Origin of the sequence: Paenibacillus sp. 276b (assembly GCF_900107875.1) — a bacterium.
Lineage (GTDB): Bacteria > Bacillota > Bacilli > Paenibacillales > Paenibacillaceae > Paenibacillus > Paenibacillus marchantiae.
Window position 1 is genome coordinate 19,292 of the sequence record NZ_FNRR01000001.1, and the last position, 15,937, is coordinate 35,228.

At 45.8% G+C, this 15,937-nt stretch carries 18 protein-coding genes, 1 tRNA gene and 1 pseudogene; 13 read left to right on the forward strand and 7 right to left on the reverse strand.

The genetic code is table 11. The features are described 5' to 3' along the window. The first annotated feature begins 25 nt into the window (after nt 1-25). Entirely contained in the window at nt 26-1,642 is a 1,617-nt protein-coding gene (locus BLV50_RS00095) for a sensor domain-containing diguanylate cyclase (protein ID WP_090805043.1), read from the forward strand. Between the two features lie 77 nt (nt 1,643-1,719). On the opposite strand, the gene BLV50_RS00100 is transcribed toward BLV50_RS00095, so the two are convergent. The 4 genes from BLV50_RS00100 to BLV50_RS00115 form a co-directional block, all read right to left on the reverse strand. After that, nucleotides 1,720-2,079, reverse strand: coding sequence for a winged helix-turn-helix transcriptional regulator (locus BLV50_RS00100; protein ID WP_063564912.1), 360 nt, complete (start codon nt 2,077-2,079; stop codon nt 1,720-1,722). A 207-nt stretch (nt 2,080-2,286) separates the two neighbouring features. After that, nucleotides 2,287-2,682 (reverse strand): DoxX family protein, encoded by a 396-nt coding sequence (locus BLV50_RS00105; protein WP_063564911.1) that lies wholly within the window; start codon nt 2,680-2,682, stop codon nt 2,287-2,289. Nucleotides 2,683-2,739: 57 nt separating this feature from the next. Then, nucleotides 2,740-3,732 carry a Gfo/Idh/MocA family protein gene (locus tag BLV50_RS00110; protein WP_090805049.1) on the reverse strand — a complete coding sequence of 331 codons (993 nt, stop codon included), beginning with the start codon at nt 3,730-3,732 and terminating at the stop codon, nt 2,740-2,742. Nucleotides 3,733-3,772: 40 nt separating this feature from the next. Then, entirely contained in the window at nt 3,773-4,960 is a 1,188-nt protein-coding gene (locus BLV50_RS00115) for an adenosylhomocysteinase (protein WP_090805053.1), read from the reverse strand. Between the two features lie 234 nt (nt 4,961-5,194). Between BLV50_RS00115 and BLV50_RS00120 the strand changes: the two genes are divergently transcribed. Next, nucleotides 5,195-5,278, forward strand: a tRNA-Leu gene (locus BLV50_RS00120). A 60-nt stretch (nt 5,279-5,338) separates the two neighbouring features. Here BLV50_RS00120 and BLV50_RS00125 read toward each other — a convergent pair. Continuing rightward, nucleotides 5,339-5,518, reverse strand: a complete 180-nt coding sequence (locus BLV50_RS00125) for a hypothetical protein (protein WP_063564909.1) — start codon at nt 5,516-5,518, stop codon at nt 5,339-5,341. Nucleotides 5,519-5,677: 159 nt separating this feature from the next. On the opposite strand from BLV50_RS00125, the gene BLV50_RS00130 reads away from it, so the two are divergent. Continuing rightward, nucleotides 5,678-6,832: a sn-glycerol-1-phosphate dehydrogenase gene (locus BLV50_RS00130; RefSeq protein ID WP_090805056.1), complete on the forward strand. Its 1,155-nt coding sequence runs from the start codon at nt 5,678-5,680 to the stop codon at nt 6,830-6,832. Nucleotides 6,833-7,507: 675 nt separating this feature from the next. On the opposite strand, the gene BLV50_RS00135 is transcribed toward BLV50_RS00130, so the two are convergent. Next, complete coding sequence (locus tag BLV50_RS00135) at nt 7,508-8,104, reverse strand: helix-turn-helix domain-containing protein (protein ID WP_024629188.1); 597 nt, start codon at nt 8,102-8,104, stop codon at nt 7,508-7,510. Nucleotides 8,105-8,543: 439 nt separating this feature from the next. On the opposite strand from BLV50_RS00135, the pseudogene BLV50_RS00140 reads away from it, so the two are divergent. From BLV50_RS00140 to BLV50_RS00185, 10 genes and pseudogenes are all read left to right on the forward strand, one after another. Then, nucleotides 8,544-8,936: pseudogene (locus tag BLV50_RS00140) on the forward strand (holin family protein); the annotation flags it as partial. Between the two features lie 285 nt (nt 8,937-9,221). After that, complete coding sequence (locus tag BLV50_RS00145; protein ID WP_063564906.1) at nt 9,222-9,509, forward strand: Dabb family protein; 288 nt, start codon at nt 9,222-9,224, stop codon at nt 9,507-9,509. 173 nt (nt 9,510-9,682) lie between these two features. After that, nucleotides 9,683-10,144 carry a DUF86 domain-containing protein gene (locus tag BLV50_RS00150; RefSeq protein WP_063564905.1) on the forward strand — a complete coding sequence of 154 codons (462 nt, stop codon included), beginning with the start codon at nt 9,683-9,685 and terminating at the stop codon, nt 10,142-10,144. 11 nt (nt 10,145-10,155) lie between these two features. Next, the gene (locus BLV50_RS00155; protein WP_064639228.1) at nt 10,156-11,061 is read left to right on the forward strand and encodes a DUF4261 domain-containing protein; all 906 of its coding nucleotides are present in this window, start codon (nt 10,156-10,158) and stop codon (nt 11,059-11,061) included. Between the two features lie 186 nt (nt 11,062-11,247). After that, nucleotides 11,248-11,634, forward strand: a complete 387-nt coding sequence (locus BLV50_RS00160; RefSeq protein ID WP_090805060.1) for a YtxH domain-containing protein — start codon at nt 11,248-11,250, stop codon at nt 11,632-11,634. A gap of 225 nt (nt 11,635-11,859) precedes the next feature. Continuing rightward, on the forward strand, nt 11,860-12,669 hold the full coding sequence (gene racE / locus BLV50_RS00165; RefSeq protein ID WP_072733426.1) for a glutamate racemase: 810 nt from the start codon (nt 11,860-11,862) through the stop codon (nt 12,667-12,669). Nucleotides 12,670-12,909: 240 nt separating this feature from the next. Then, a complete protein-coding gene (locus BLV50_RS00170; RefSeq protein WP_371129211.1) occupies nt 12,910-14,124 on the forward strand; it encodes a M14 family metallopeptidase in 1,215 nt (404 codons plus the stop codon). 231 nt (nt 14,125-14,355) lie between these two features. After that, nucleotides 14,356-14,613 carry a hypothetical protein gene (locus BLV50_RS00175; RefSeq protein WP_062322197.1) on the forward strand — a complete coding sequence of 86 codons (258 nt, stop codon included), beginning with the start codon at nt 14,356-14,358 and terminating at the stop codon, nt 14,611-14,613. A gap of 144 nt (nt 14,614-14,757) precedes the next feature. Further along, on the forward strand, nt 14,758-15,060 hold the full coding sequence (locus BLV50_RS00180) for a hypothetical protein (protein ID WP_063564902.1): 303 nt from the start codon (nt 14,758-14,760) through the stop codon (nt 15,058-15,060). Between the two features lie 21 nt (nt 15,061-15,081). Then, complete coding sequence (locus tag BLV50_RS00185) at nt 15,082-15,303, forward strand: YuzB family protein (RefSeq protein WP_024629198.1); 222 nt, start codon at nt 15,082-15,084, stop codon at nt 15,301-15,303. 93 nt (nt 15,304-15,396) lie between these two features. Here the strand turns inward: BLV50_RS00185 and BLV50_RS00190 are convergent, their stop codons facing one another. Then, the gene (locus BLV50_RS00190) at nt 15,397-15,795 is read right to left on the reverse strand and encodes a hypothetical protein (RefSeq protein ID WP_090805065.1); all 399 of its coding nucleotides are present in this window, start codon (nt 15,793-15,795) and stop codon (nt 15,397-15,399) included. Between the last annotated feature and the right edge of the window lie 142 nt (nt 15,796-15,937).

Sequence of the window (15,937 nt, forward strand, 5' to 3'; positions counted from 1 at the left end):
TCATGAAAAACCGGGGGAAGCAATAATGATCGCAAAGAATAAAACATCCAGATTAAGAAGAAAAGTAAGGGAGATCAAAAAAATCAGCCTTACCGCTCTGTTGAGTGGATTGGTCACCATTGCCGTTTTGATGACATTGACCATTATGTTTATTTCGTCTTATACATCCCAGAAGCAATCGCTGATTGATAATACGCTCTCACTTAATTATTCAAGTGCCGTGCAGATGAGCCAAACACTGGACTCGTTGTTTCAATCCATGCAGGGCAGTTTGAAGTATTCAGCCAACTATTTTCCGGATATAGACTATGCAGACGCCAAAAAACTAGATCCCACACTGGATTTGATTCGAAACAGCAGTAATTATTTCAATTCGGTTTCTCTGATAGATGAATCGGGAATAATCCGGGGTTCATCTCCTTATTTGGAAAAAAGCCTCGGACAGCCTATAACTTCTAATGCAGCGAAAAATGCGTTTAAATCGAGGTCTTCCTATATATCCGAAGCGTATCGTGCGCCTTATTCGGATCGCAGAGTCGTTTTTGTGAGTGAACCGATCTTCAGTCCATCAGGTGAATTCAAAGGTTTAATTAGTGGGAGCATCTATCTACAGGAAAATAACATTTTGAATCTGTCATTTGGCAGCCAACTGAGGACCAGTAATGGCTCTTATTTTTATATTGTGGATGCCAACGGGACGTTGTTGTTTCACCCGGATACGGAAAGAATCGGTGAAAATCTAAGCAAAAATCAAGTGGTGCAGAAATTGCTTAACGACCATACGGGCAAAGAACAATATAAGAATCTGGCGGGTGTGGATTCACTCGCAGGTTATTATAAGGTCCCGACAACAGATTGGGGAGTTGTCGTTGTATCTCCAACCCAGATGGTATACGATCAGCTGAATCAACATATTCGCATGTTGCTGCTGTACACCTCAATTCCGTTTATCATTCTGACACTTATCGTTATTCGTGTAGCGCGCAAGCTGGCCAGTCCATTTGTTTATCTTGCGGACCTGGTTAACCAGGTGGATCAGGGTAAAGTAGATCTGCCTGTAATGAAGCCGCATTGGAACAGGGAAGCGGACTTGTTAACACGAACTGTGCTGACTGCATTGGCGAATTTTCGCAAGCAGAAGGATCAACTTACTTATGATGCCAGAACGGATGTATTAACCGGAATGACCAATCGTAGAACATTTGAAGAAGTCATTCAGCAGTGGATTGATGAAGAAGTTCCGTTCTCCATTGTGGTACTGGATATTGATCGCTTCAAATCCATAAACGATACGTATGGGCATCATGCGGGGGATCAGGTTCTGAAGCATATCGCGAATATCATTAAACTGTCAGTTCGGACGCAGGATATATGTTCCCGGTTTGGCGGGGAGGAGTTTGTTGTGTTATTGCGACATACAGATTCCAAAACAGCGTATCAGATTGCCGAGCATATCCGTGTATCGGTGGAACAAAGTATATTGCCCATTGATCGTTCTGTGACCATTTCGGCAGGCATTGCCGAATATCCACTGCATTCCACAACGGCGACGGAGTTGTTCCATTTGGCGGATAATGCGTTATATCAAGCCAAGGAAGAGGGACGTAATCGGACCATTACCATTCAAACGGTCATAAAATAAGGTTTACTCATCTTTCATTTCGAAATCAAAAGAAGCTAATCCCATCTAAGAGAGGGATAGCTTCTTTTGTCTTTTGTTTAGACATCTTGTGATCTGGCCTGGACTTCATTTGTATACTGTTCTCCCCAGTCTCGCATGCTGTAAATAATCGGCTGGAGCGTTTCTCCAAACGGTGTAAGCGAATATTCCACTTTGGGTGGAACCTGAGGATAGATTTCCCTGTGAACAATTCCGCTGCTTTCCAGCTCTCTTAATTGGAGAGTTAACATCCGCTGAGTAATATCAGGGAATAACTTTCTAATCTCGTTGAATCTTAACGAGCCGGAGAATAGGTGATATAGAATCGCACCTTTCCATTTGCCTCCAATGACGCTCAGCGTGACTTCGACGGAACAGCCATAAGGCGAGGGGCACCCATCGGCCGGGTTTTTTCTCATTATAATTGCACCTCCAGTTCGTGGTGGTTATTTATAGTATCAATTTTAGTACTACAGCACATAAATGTACATATCACTCATCTATGAGCATATCACTTCTCCCTTGGATTATAAACCCCATCCCATACATCTGCATGAAGATAAAATAACAAAGAACCCCGGTTTCGTATCACGAAACACCGAGGTTCTCAGGAATGAAAGGCTTGATTAGAATAAAGTGTCCAGGGAGTAAGCTCCTGCACCCGCAAGTGCAACACCGATCAGTGATCCGAGCATAACCAGATTGTACTCGAATCCTCCGTTCAGATTCCAAAGTCCTTTACCTGCATGAACTTTTGCTATGGCAACAACCATAGGGATGATGAGCAAAATGACAGCAAAACCAGTCCACAGACCTGCTCCAAACAGGAATCCGCCGATCAACTCAATAAGGCCTCCACAGACAGCCATAACTCTTGCGGGCCTCAGACCAATCGCCCCGAAAAATTCGGCTGTTCCTGATATGCCTTCTCCACCAAACCAGCCAAACAGTTTCTTGCATGCATGACCCATCATAATGAAACCAATAACAAGTCGAATGATAAGTAATCCGGCGTCTAACATGTGCTTCTTTCCTCTTCTCTAGTTGTATAAAATGATTGGTCTTATATCGTATGAATGTCAGATCAGCGACGCCAGAATGGTATCACATAACGCCATGGTTTCAATATTATCCTTACCACTGGAATGTGGATCAGATTTGTTCTGACAGCATTCCATAAAATGAGCCATCTCCCCTACAAATCCTCGTAAGTAGAGGTCGCGATAAGCGCCTGACATAGGAGAGCCGGAGGGAGTGAAAACAGTATCCTGCTCCTCAAGGGATTTCCAGGGAAGGTTATCCCCTGTACGAGATTGATGAACCGTAAGTGTATTAATCTCATCTGCTAACGCAAATCCGTCGTCAAAGGTGACTAGTACACTTTCGCTTTCGCGTGACCATGCACTCATGCCAACAAAGTAGGCACTGCCCACCACACCATGATCAAATTTCAGGGAAATGCCCTGGTTAATATGTTGTCCGTCCTTAACCGTTGTGCCTGTGACCTGTACGGCTTCCCCGAACAGAAAACGCATCAGATCGACCATATGAATGGCAGCGAGCTTCATGAATTGTTCCTCATCCTTGCAGAATGGTGTGCTATCTACAGCAAATTTCATTTGGAAAGAACGTGCTCTCCCCAATGATCCACCATCAATCAGTTCCTTGAGTTTCATGTAGACCGGCGCATATCGTTTCATGAATCCAACCATAACAACCACACCGGCCTTTTGGGCAGCTTCAGCCACAGCAGCAGCTTCGGCAGCGTTCCATCCGAGGGGTTTATCCACGTATACATTTTTGCCAGCCCGGATGCATTCAAGGGCAAGTGCTGTCTGATCCTCTGGTTGCGCCACAACAACGACGCCGTCACAGTCTTCATTCTGCAGCATCAGCTGAGTATTGTCATAGGCTTTCCCGCTGCTCCCAAAACGAAGGAGAGCTGCCTCGGACCGTTCAATACTGCGAGTGGCGATGGCCTGAATATCTGCTCCTGCTTCAATAGCAGAAGGATATATATTCGTGGATGCATGGAATCCTGCACCGATAAAACAAAGTTTCGCTTTTTTCATGTGAACCTCTCCTTTAAATGCAGATCACCAATCACACTGATTAGATTTTGTAGCTTAAATGCTTCAGCATCTGTCCGGCAATGGTGTTGTTAACGCTATGAGGAACCGGCTGTGGTCCGAGGGTGAGATGTTGGCGTTGCTGTACAAGATATAGGAGGGAGGCGGCTTGCAGGGACAAGCCTAGATCCATCGTTTCGGCAGGGTTGCCGCTGCCACCAGCCAGGTTCAGCATCTCGCCTTGAGTAAGTAGCATGAGTCGACGTCCGTTGGTTAATGTAAATTGTTCGATATCCGCTGTCAGTTGTTCCGTATGCTCCGCCTCCTGACGGAGACTTTCCAGATCCATCTCCCAAGAAAAATGTCCGGCATTGGCGAGGATCGTTCCATCATTCATTTGATTAAAATGTTCCTTCAGAATGGCGTTAGGACGGCCAGTGACAGTAATGTACACTTGGGCAAATGCAAATGTATCCTCCAATCGTGCCACTCTGAACCCATCCAGCGCCGCTTCCAGACCGGCAATCGGATCGGTTTCAACAACGACGACCTGACTGCCCAGATTCCGCAAATATCTGGCGATGCCTCGTCCACAGGTTCCATAACCTACGATGACGAAACGACGTGTAGGCAGAATCAGGTTTGTAGTACGCATGAAACCTTCAATAATGGTCTGTCCGACACCATGTTCATTTTCCATGATTCGTTTGAGTGGACTATCATTAATAACAATGATGGGGAAAGGAATGTTCTCATCCGTCTCTTCACGCAGAAGATTGGCCCCGGTCGTTGTCTCCTCCGTACCACCAATAAGAGAGTTAGTATCATACTGTTGAATGAAGGTACGCGCCAGATCAGCTCCATTATCCATGAGGAGATGGGGTTGGTGACCAAGTACACTTTGGATATTTTGCAGGTGCTCATTGCGCCTGTCCGCACGTTGACCATATACCGTGATGCCTTCTTCTTGCAGAGCTGCTGCGACGGCGTCTTTGGTTGTACCCGGGCTGCCAGTCAATACAACGTTGGCTCCACCTGCTTGGAGTGTGCGGCATAATACAGCTGTTTTAGGTTCTACATGAATACATATACCGATGGTTAAACCAGCAAAAGGCAGCTCTTTGGCAAAATGGGATTTCAATTCCCCGAGCAGGGGCATATGCATTTCCGTCCAGTGAATGCTGCGTTTTCCTTCTTCAATACGTTCATGTGTTGTGTTCTTGATCGTCATGCAAAACTCCCCTTTTCTATGCAAGGTATAGCTTGTCCAACAGGACACTTGATCTGCTTAATGTCTACGATAGGGAGTTTGATGGGGTTAAAAAAGGACATATGTCCTATTCATTGCAGCTTGGAAAAAAGGTATTGCAAACTTATTTCAGAGCATGTATACTCTTAATTACGGTAAAACAAGAAATTGCTTGACCGGAGTACTTTTCATCCATGATGAGAAGATACATATTATGCGGTCGTGGCGGAATTGGCAGACGCGCACGGTTCAGGTCCGTGTGGGCTAACCCCCGTGGAGGTTCGAGTCCTCTCGACCGCATCGAAGAAAAAAGCTCGCAAAATTGCTCTAAAGGCAATTCGCGAGCTTTTTTTGTTTTTTTTATTTATTGAAAATGAATTGTTGCACACATAGGCCTGCAATCGCTCCAGCAATACCAAAGAGCGCAACACTTGCCATCACCTCATATGCCTGGAAGCGAAACAAAAAGGCGATGCCGCTGCCAAATGTCGTTCCTGCGAGAAATCCGAGAGAAATTCCTATTTCTTTGGTTAATTTCATAGGTTCACCTGCTTGGGAATGTGAGTTTGGGGTTTGCAAATTTTTAATACAGGAAGTAAAGTGTGATCAGGAAAATACTCACATTTTATTTCCTTTTTTCATTTTGTGGTTTTAACCATGTAATTATGCATGATATTTCTTAAGGGAGGTTAAAAACGGATGAATATGAACAAGCGAATTGCCGTATGGAACGAAGAAGCGCAAAATTGTACTTGTGGGCATGATCATCGGTTGGTGCAAATGCAGGTCTATCTGGAGCATGGAGCTATTCAGCGGTTACCTGGCTATTTGTCCGAGCAAGGGTACAGACATGTAACAGTGGTATATGATCGATTTACAGGTCCGGCAGCGGGACACGAGGTGGTAAAGAACATCCGAGAAGCGGGCGTTCATGTGGATGAGATATGCATGCCAGAGAACAAAGCAGGCGACGTGATCGCCGATGAGGGTGGGATTGTGCAGGTACTGCTCGGTGTGAAACAAGAAAGTCAGGCGATCATTGCTGCTGGTTCAGGGACCATTCATGATCTGGTGCGATTTGTTTGCTCCAAAATGAACAAGCCCTTTCTGTCAGTGCCTACAGCAGCTTCGGTTGACGGATTTACCTCAGCGGGTGCACCTCTTATTGTAAGCGGCGTCAAACAGACTTTCCAGGCGGTACCGCCTAAAGCTATTTTTGCGGACATCGATATTTTGGAGCAAGCCCCTCAAGAGATGAATGCTGCCGGATTCGGAGATATGCTTGGTAAATATACATCACTTGCGGACTGGGTGGTTTCCAGGGATCTGGGTGGAGAACCGTTCTGCCCCGTAGCTTATCGCATGACAGAAGAAGCACTAACGACCTGTGTGGAGCATGTACAAGGTATCGCTGAAGGACGGGCCGATGGTATGAGTGTATTGATGGATGCGCTGATTGCTTCCGGCATTTCTATGCTAATCATTGATCATTCCCGCCCGGCATCTGGTGGAGAACATCATCTGTCTCATCGGTGGGAGATGGATCTGATGGAGTCAGGGCACAAGCCTGTTTTGCATGGTGCCAAGGTGGGAGTGGCCTGTGTACTGCTTACCATAAAATACAAAGATCTTGCACAAAAATCCGACGAGCCGGTATTCCATGTATACAATAATCTGCCGGATGCATCTCAGCTTATAGCTTGGCTTGAGCAAGTTGGGGGACCTACAACGACTGAACAACTAGGTGTATCCATGGAGATGGTGGAACATGCTTCCAACACAGCTCATTTGCTTCGTGATCGTTATACGGGACTGAAATATATCAACGAGATTCTAAACGTGGGTTCGAAATAAGGATGGGAAAAATAATATGAACAAGTGTTATCTTATGGATTTAGTTGTACGTACAAATTATGAGCGAATCCTGTAATGTACGAGACAAGGAAGTGTTGTTGTTTACGCTAGAGGTGCTTGTGCTTAATTCGATAGCAACAAATCACATGAATTTTTGGGAAACACAGTCATACAGTGAATAAGGATAGATCGAACCAAATGTTATACGAGCTGAATTAGAGTTTGAATTAAGCCTACTCCCTTAAGGGACAGGCTTTTTTTTATACTTCATATAAAGTGTTGGGTTAAATTGTTCGTACAAATATATTATGAAAATGAAGCTAACGACGAAGTTATATTTCTTTAAATGATCCATGATTTAATGGACTGGTTGGTTATCATCAATGAGGTACATATGGGTATAAGTCGTCACGCATTTCGACAATGGGATTTTCGCCTCGTTCAGAGAGCACGCTGTACCGGCCCAGGTTAAGGAGTGACTGGGAATGAAGGAATGATGCATCCAAAGCTGTTTGGAGGGCAGGAGGGCCGCTTATCGCCCCTGAGAGACGATGCTGAGTACACCCGACTGGAGAAATGGTAACCTAATAAAATTTGTGCGATGAAAGTGGTATTTTAAAAAGGCTCTGTCTTTCCCAATGGGGAGAGGACAGAGCCTTTTGGTAGTTCGCTAATTTAGTTATTGTGGCGATCTTTCAAGATGACATCTGCGAACAAAATAGTTTTCGGGATGCGGAAAAATTGTTCCGCTTGTTCCTGAAACGCAGCAGAAGGCAGCGTTCCCTGATGCAGCCATTTGCGGAAAGTGCCGGGGTGAACCCCGATCCAGTGGCTGACATCTGTCACCGACAAATCATGGACCATACACAAGCCTGTCAGAATACGGTTGCTAACCGGAGAACGGGTCACCGTACGCTTCATGAAGCGGGAAGGCTCGGGCTGACAAATGACAGGGCTTTTGCGTACCACTTCTTCATTAAAAAGAATGTGGCGCGGGTAGCCGAGCAATTGGCATGCCTTGTCCAAATTGGTACTGCCGGGTATCCGTCCTTCATACACCCACGCGCTGACGCTGCGTGAAGAGATGGATAGATCTTCGGCGAGCTGAGACAACTTGATATCATTGGCCATCAGCACGGCAAGAAGAACACGGTTGCGGATTTGACAGCGTGTCGGTTTTCGGAATCGTTTAACACGGACGCCTTTTCCCAAATATTTACGGTTGATCAGAGACCACGCCTGGATGGAATGTTGTTCTGGTTGATTAGGCATATTTCCTCCGATTTTTTTAACCAAATACTACAATAAGTACGGGGGTACTTTCAAGTGCCGGGTGCACCTGTTTCAAATGAGTGGATGCGCGAATCCGCTACAAAGGAGGAATTATGAACTAGACCAGACGCAATTCACATCCTAGTATATTCCTAGATTACAATGTTTCACTAAATTTAAGGGATCAAATAGATAATGAATAAAAATAAAATGAGTCTAATTACCTATTAGTGGGACTTTAGTACTTTTATCTATTTTTTGTTGATATGATGCGGTTTATTTCCCTGATTTACCCATAAATATTCGATTCCCGTTAAAGGAACCCATTTCCAATGTGCACAAATCTGAAATTAGAAATCCGCGTGTTCAGCAAGGCATGTGGACTGTCAAAATCTCTTATTCTTACATATCTTGTATGGAGATCAAGTGAGAGGGAGAGGTGAGAAACGTGAGTCCATCCGTAAGTACCTTTGCTGCCATTTCAGGGGCGTTCATGACGTTTGCTTTTGGTGGATGGGATCAGTTGCTTAGCTTGCTGGCGGTTGCAATGGCTGTGGATTATATTACGGGTCTCGCTGCTGCAGTAAGAACGGGAAAAGGATTGAATAGTAATGTTGGATTCTGGGGACTCGCGCGCAAAGGTCTCATGCTGACGGTTATTCTGCTTGCCCACCGAATTGACATGCTCATGGGAACTGACATCATTAAAGGGGGAGCCATATACTTTTATCTGGTGAATGAGCTGATATCCATTACCGAAAATTATGCCCGCATTGGGCTTCCATTGCCTGACAAGCTCAGACAGGCTATAGCGGTGCTGAAAAAACAGGAGGGATTGTCTGACAGGGAGTGGCCTCAACCACAGCCAAACGTGGAGAATAAGGAGACAAAAGAACAAGCAGCAGAAGTCGTACCGGAAAAACAGACAAACCAAAGTGAACAGACGGATAATATGTCTCAGGAGAAATCCAAGGCGAATGAAAGCAGCCCCGATTAGATTGTCTTTGAAGAGAACGTTTCCAAGTATCCTTTCGTAATAGAGGACGTTATGATATATTTTGGATACAAGAAAATTCAATCATACCAATTATTATACTTAAAATGAGGTGCTTGTCTGATGATTAAACATATTGTTCTGTTTAAAATGAAAGATCGTTCTCCTGAAAGTATCGAAGCGGCTGCGAATGTTCTTCGCAATCTGCAAGGGAAAATTGATGTTCTGGTCTCGCTTGAAGTGGGTATCGACGTGCTTCGTTCGGACAGATCTTTTGACATCTCACTTACGGCAGAATTTGCATCACTGGAAGATCTTCAGGCATATCAGGTGCATCCGCTGCATCAAGAAGTCATCAAGTATATGAACGAGGTCAGAGAGCAGTCGATTGCAGTGGACTACGAAATCTAATCTGTTATTCATTCTACTTTGGATAAAGGGGACTCTGCATGAGCGATTTAAGAGACGTTATGGAATTTTTATATATTTTTGTCGTGTTTCTGATCGCTTGTCCTGTGATGTTATTTTGGCTGAAGCGAAGAGGGAAAAGGAACCGATAATTCACTGAACGGGAAGTGAACACATTGTATTACGTAAACAGAGAACAGATTGCCCGCCGGCTTGCTGCCGTACCGGAGGTGGCCGAAGGTCTTCGTCGCGCGTCACAAGCTTGGGATGGCAGTCTCATGCTGGGTCTGGTACAGGAACGCTGTCTTCATCTGGCGATTGAAATCGTTACGGATGTTGGGAGTTATCTCATTGATGGCTTCATCATGCGTGATGCGAGCAGTTATGACGATATTATTGAAATTAACCACGAAGAGAAAGTTTTTGATCATGCAACCTATGAGGTGCTTAGTCGCCTCGTATCGTTGCGCAAGCCGCTCGTTCAGGACTATTACAGCTGGGAGCGGTCTGAACTGCATCCGCTGAGCAGTGACTTGCCGGGCGTGCTTGAACATTTTTCCCATCAGGTCAATACCTATGTGGAAAAAGAACTCGGACCTTTCCAGACTGCACAGGCCGAGGGACAGAGCAAGGAATGAGGGGAAACAGCATGACGAACGAACGGAAAGAAGATCGAGAAGTAAATAATGAAACGAATGACATACCTTCCGGGTTTCATCCGGTATATATGATTGAGCTGTTATTTCAGGAACGTCCCGTTATAGATCAGGGGCGTTTGCATGATGCACTGAGCCGTCATACCGGACAAGTCCGGCTTGACGTGAAGCAGGGTAATGAGGAGCATAATCCTGAGATGCTGGTTTTCTACCACCTGGATTATAAGGTTTCTTTTCAGGAAGGTAATATTCCAGCACAGACTTGCATGCTCCCCATTACTGAAATTGTAGATCGTGCCCGCTTTGGAGGGGCTTTACAGCAAGCCTGGCATTGGCCAGAAGCAGGACAAGCTATGGAAACGATCCAATATTCTATCCGACTTCATGATATGTTCACTGCTGCCATGCCGCGCAAACAACGACTCGAATTGTTCCAAAAGACGATTCAGGCTGTCATGGAAGTGTTGCCTTGTGAGGCGTTATACTGGTACGGAAGTGACAAATTAGTTGAACCAGAAGCCTATGTGCTGTCACAGGAGCGTGAGGAGCATCTCTACGCTGCGATGAATGTGCGGATGTATCAGGCTGGGGGCACGGAGGAACAGCGTCAGCTGGTTATGGACACGGTAGGTTTGTCAGCACTTGGTGTGCCTGATGTACAGTGTCATTTTATTGGACTCGATCCGGATACGGTAGCCCAGACATTACTGGGTGCCGCCTATTACATATTTGATCAGGGAGATGTTCTACAGGATGGACAGACGCTGGGATCTTCCGGCGGACGACGCTGGCGTTGTGAGCATCAGGCGGCGTTGATTGCACCAGGACGATATGTAATTGATCTGGACCCGGGTGATGAACATGCTGCTGCTCCGCTTGAGCCGGCGCGGCAGACCTGAGACATATCTCGATAACGTCAGAAGGTGCGAAGACGACATCCAGAATTTTTTTTGGTATCCGAGTGTCAGGTCAAGCCCTTGCTGCTTATACTGCATCAACAGAGTAGGCATTCGCCCGGATTGACGAGCAACAGGCCGTTGCTTAGTTATTCGGTACTTCATTTAAGGTAAAGGGAGAGATGAGACGTGAAGGATTCTAACAAAAGTTTGTTGTGGGGAGCATTAATCGGCTCGGTTGTAGGTTCAGTGACAGCTTTGCTGCTGGCGCCAAAATCCGGACGCGAACTTCGTCAAGATATTTCGGAAGGTGCACGTCAGGTGAGTGAGAAGGGTCAGGAACTGGCTAGCAAGGTAGGAGAACAAAGTGCACAGATCGTATCCAAAGTAAAAGAGACGGCAGATGTCGTTATCCAGGATATCCAATCGTGGCGCAATTGCGCTGAAGGTAAAGAAGTGCGCGTATCCGCCGTCATTACTGATTCCGATTCTTCCATCGATGCAGATGCAGCAAATGAGTCTGGCATTGAAGTCATTGCGAAGCTTCCTACCGACGACTCCAAAGATAACATCTAAAGCTAAGCTTGAACGCGAGCAGGCTTTCCTCCATCTGGAGGGGAGCCTGCTTTGTTGTGCGTGGTCGTGTAGGAGTTGTACGATGCGGCATTTTGTTTGAACCCTGCGATGAAATCGGGTAAGATGTAGGTACCTTTTTGCCTGAAAATTCATACGGTAGGAAGAAAGCTCTGGGAACCAATATGTTAACAGAACCAATTCAATGAAGAAGGAAGCGGTGTGTTCGTGCAGCAAGCAATCGCTATATTAGACTCCGGTGTAGGGGGATTGACGGTCGCCAAGGAAGTGATGCGTCAGCTCCCACGGGAAAAGATCATATATTTTGGAGATACTGCCCGGACACCGTACGGACCCCGTTCGTCCGAACAAGTTAAACAATTCACGGAACAAATCGTTGATTTCTTGATCCAGTTCGATCCGAAGGTTATCGTTATCGCCTGTAATACGGCTACGGCAGCAGCGCTCGACTATATTCGAGCCAAGGTGAATGTGCCTGTCATTGGTGTCATTCATCCTGGAGCACGAGCAGCCATCACAGCGACACGCACAGGACGCATCGGTGTCATTGGCACCGTGGGGACCATTGGAAGTGGTGCATATACGTCTGCACTCAAACAGTTGTCTCCCTATATTGATGTGGTCAGTCAGGCTTGTCCGGCACTTGTGCCACTGGTGGAGCAAGGCGAATTCCGTTCCAAGCAAACGACAAGTACGGTGGAGCAATCTCTAGGCCAGATTAAACAACAGCCGATTGATTGTCTTATTCTGGGTTGTACGCACTATCCTTTTCTCATGGATACCATTCAGGAGGTTATGGGGCAGGAAGTGAAGCTGATTAGTTCGGCAGATGAAACGGCAAGGGAAATCAGTACGATTTTGTATGATAAACGAAAGCTGGCCAGTGGGGATGAGACGCCGGTCCATCAGTTTTTTTGCACAGGGGACCCCCGCATGTTCCAGAATATTACCCGCCAATGGCTCGGAGAGCAGATCTCCAAAACGCCAGTTGTGTGGCAGGTTACCCAATTACCATAACTTTTTTTGATTTCAATGTTTATAAGAATCCCGGAACACTAAGTGTTCCGGGATTCTTTTGTTTATATCCGAAAGTATAAGAAGCTCAGATGTATCATCACGTTTTCTTATGTTGGAGGGATTTACGCGATTCATGTCACATGACGGACAACCAGACCCGCATACATATTACATACAGTAAGGACACAGGCGAGAAAAGGACGGGAGATTACACAATTTCCTAAGGGAAAGGAGATCGACATGGAGCTGCAATGGATTATTGTTCAACAGGGAGATACCTTGTCGCGTATTGCGGCAGCGAACCATATGACGAAGGAGTTACTGGCTGCTCTCAACCCTGAAGCAGCGTCCCAGCCCTATTTGCTAACAGGACAGATGCTGCGCATTACGCCGGGAATGGGACGAAGGTATGCAGTGCAACCAGGGGAGAAAGTGGCTGTGATTGCATTACGTTTTGGAATGAATGAAGAAGAATTGCGCGAGGCCAACCCAGAAATAGCGAACATTCCGGACTGGTGCGGACGATGTATTCATATTCCAGATTCAAATGGAAAAACTATCGTCAAGTTGCAGGGAGAGTATGGTTATCGTGAAATGAGCCGTGATATCGGTTTGCTGGAAAAGAAGTATCCATTTATCGAGATTGGCTCGATAGGCAGCAGTGTTATGGGCAAGGATTTGCCTTATCTGCGTTTGGGTCAAGGCCCCAGACATATTCATGTCAACGCATCAGTTCATGCAAATGAGTGGCTGACAACGGCGGTTCTGATGCGGTTCATTGAAGAATATGCGAAGGCCTACAGTACACATACGCCATGGCATCAATTCCAGACGGAACGCTGGATGCAGGAAACTACGCTGTGGGGTGTGCCCATGGTCAACCCGGATGGAGTTGAATTGGTGCAAGAGGGCGTGGTCAATGATCATCCCCATGCAGAAGAATTGCTGGCATGGAATGCTGGACGCTCCCATTTTACGCATTGGAAGTCTAATATCAGGGGAGTAGACCTTAACGATCAATTCCCGGCTTATTGGGAGGAAGAAGCAGCTAGAAGAGGGATAACGACACCAGGGCCCAGAGATTATGCAGGAACCGCTCCCTTATCGGAACCGGAGGCATGGGCACTTGCACAGTGGACCGAGCAACATCATTTCGATGCTGTCGTTTCGCTGCACAGTCAGGGACAAGAAATTTATTGGAACTACCGAGATTTGGAGCCAAAGGAGAGTGCCCCGCTGTCACGCAGACTGGCAAGGGCTTCGGGATACAAGGCAGTTAAGCTGGGTGGAAGTGATGCAGGGTACAAAGACTGGTTCATTCAGAAGTTTCGAAAGCCCGGCTTCACGGTAGAAGTGGGACTTGGGGTCAACCCGCTGCCCATGGATCAGTTCGATGACATCTGCGTAGAGGTTGGCATGCTGTTGGCTGAATTATTAACAGATCGAGAGCACTAACAGGGAAGACCGGGAATCCATGAAATCTGACTTCACATAATCTGGATGGGAAGACATGAAACTTAAAGGTTGTCCACTCGTATAACAGGAACGGGCGCTGTGACCGGCGTTCGTTTTTTTAATCTGCATATTGCATCATTCGTTCCGGATCGCTCTGGAACGGGTAATGATGGGTGTGACTATAACGTGTTCTGTTTTATTTCAGTGCAATAATCATACGGAGGGGTTCATATGAAGTGGAGAAGACTGCTGTCATTCAAACGATGGACACAAGTATTCAAACGGCTGCCGCGTCTGTTGCGGGCTCCTCAGATCCCTTTGGGTGAGAAGCTGCTGTTCATCATCCCGGCGCTGCTCTACTGGGTGCTTCCTGACGTGATGCCGTTTATGCCTATAGATGATATCGGGGTTACGTTGTTGCTGATGAACTGGTTTGTAAGTCGTGCGGAGCGCAAATATCCGGTACTTACAGCGGGTGCGTCGTCTTAATCCGACACAAAATGGGTGGTTTTAACATCGATTTTGCATCAATGTTATTGCGAAGCGCAGTAATTTTCTTTACAATAGATGCTGGAGTTTAGAAATACTGAAAAATTGTTGGAACCAGCAATTACGATATAGGAGATGAATGAAATGAACTGCAAAATTACACGTAATGCCGCGAAAGTATTAAAACTTGAACTGGACAAGCCTGAGAACGAAGGTAAATTGCTGCGCGTTGTGATCACACATGCACATGGAGATCATGCCCACTACGGACTCGATATCGATACGCCAAAAGAAAATGATACGGTTGTATCTACCGATAAAGAGATCGACGTTATTCTTGAGAATGATCAGCCTTTGCTGGATGGCGTTAAAATTGATTACCTTTACTTCCCTGAAGAAGGCTTCGTTATTACGAACCCATCCCAAGGCAACCACGGCGACCACTAAGGGAGCGAAGAAGGGGAACTCATGGCTAACGATATCCGCGTATGCGAAAAATGTAATCATATCAGACTAAAATCGATTGTAGCCAAGTTGGAGAAAATGGCTCCGGATACGGAGATCAAAATTGGTTGCAAATCGTATTGCGGTCCTTGCGCGAAGCGTGCTTTTGTTTTCATCAACGGTAGGTACATCAGTGCTCCGTCAGAAGAAGAAGTGCTTGCAAAAGTAGCGAAATTCGTAAAGTAATTGTATGAATTTACATTGGGCAAACTTGTCCACGAACGGAAAAGAGAGGCCGCGGCCTCTCTTTTTTTAGTTGTGATTAGGAACGGTACAGGGTTAGAACGTAAAGCCCTGCATCATTTCAAAAATCTTAAAGGTATCCTCTTGAATCTCAATGGCGATGATCGTATCGCTTTTTTTAAAATAATGAACATTCCCCATACGCTCTTCTTCCACTTCAACCCATCCGGCTTCAAATAATTTCTCAAAATAATCGGAGGGTACATATAATCCCTGTTCTCCCCCGATATGTTTCAATTCATATTTAATGCCTGTTTGAATGTTTGGATTGTCTGAATGTGTCGTTACGCTCAGCTGCTTTGCATTCACGGGGACCGGAATCTCGTTATTAATAGAGGAGCCTGTATATCCCGTTATTTCATACGTCGAAGGTGTACAGCCACTGATGAGCAGCAATAAAGATAGCAGTATGAACATAATCCCAAAGTTCTTCAAACACACGCCTCCTTGTGAAAAGGTACTTATCAAATAAACACAGTCAGACCGGAAAAGGTTATACACATCATGATATTTATTACTAATCGTTTAAGGGGAACAGTGAAGCGATCCGTCATTGTTTTAGCAAAAGAAGAATAAG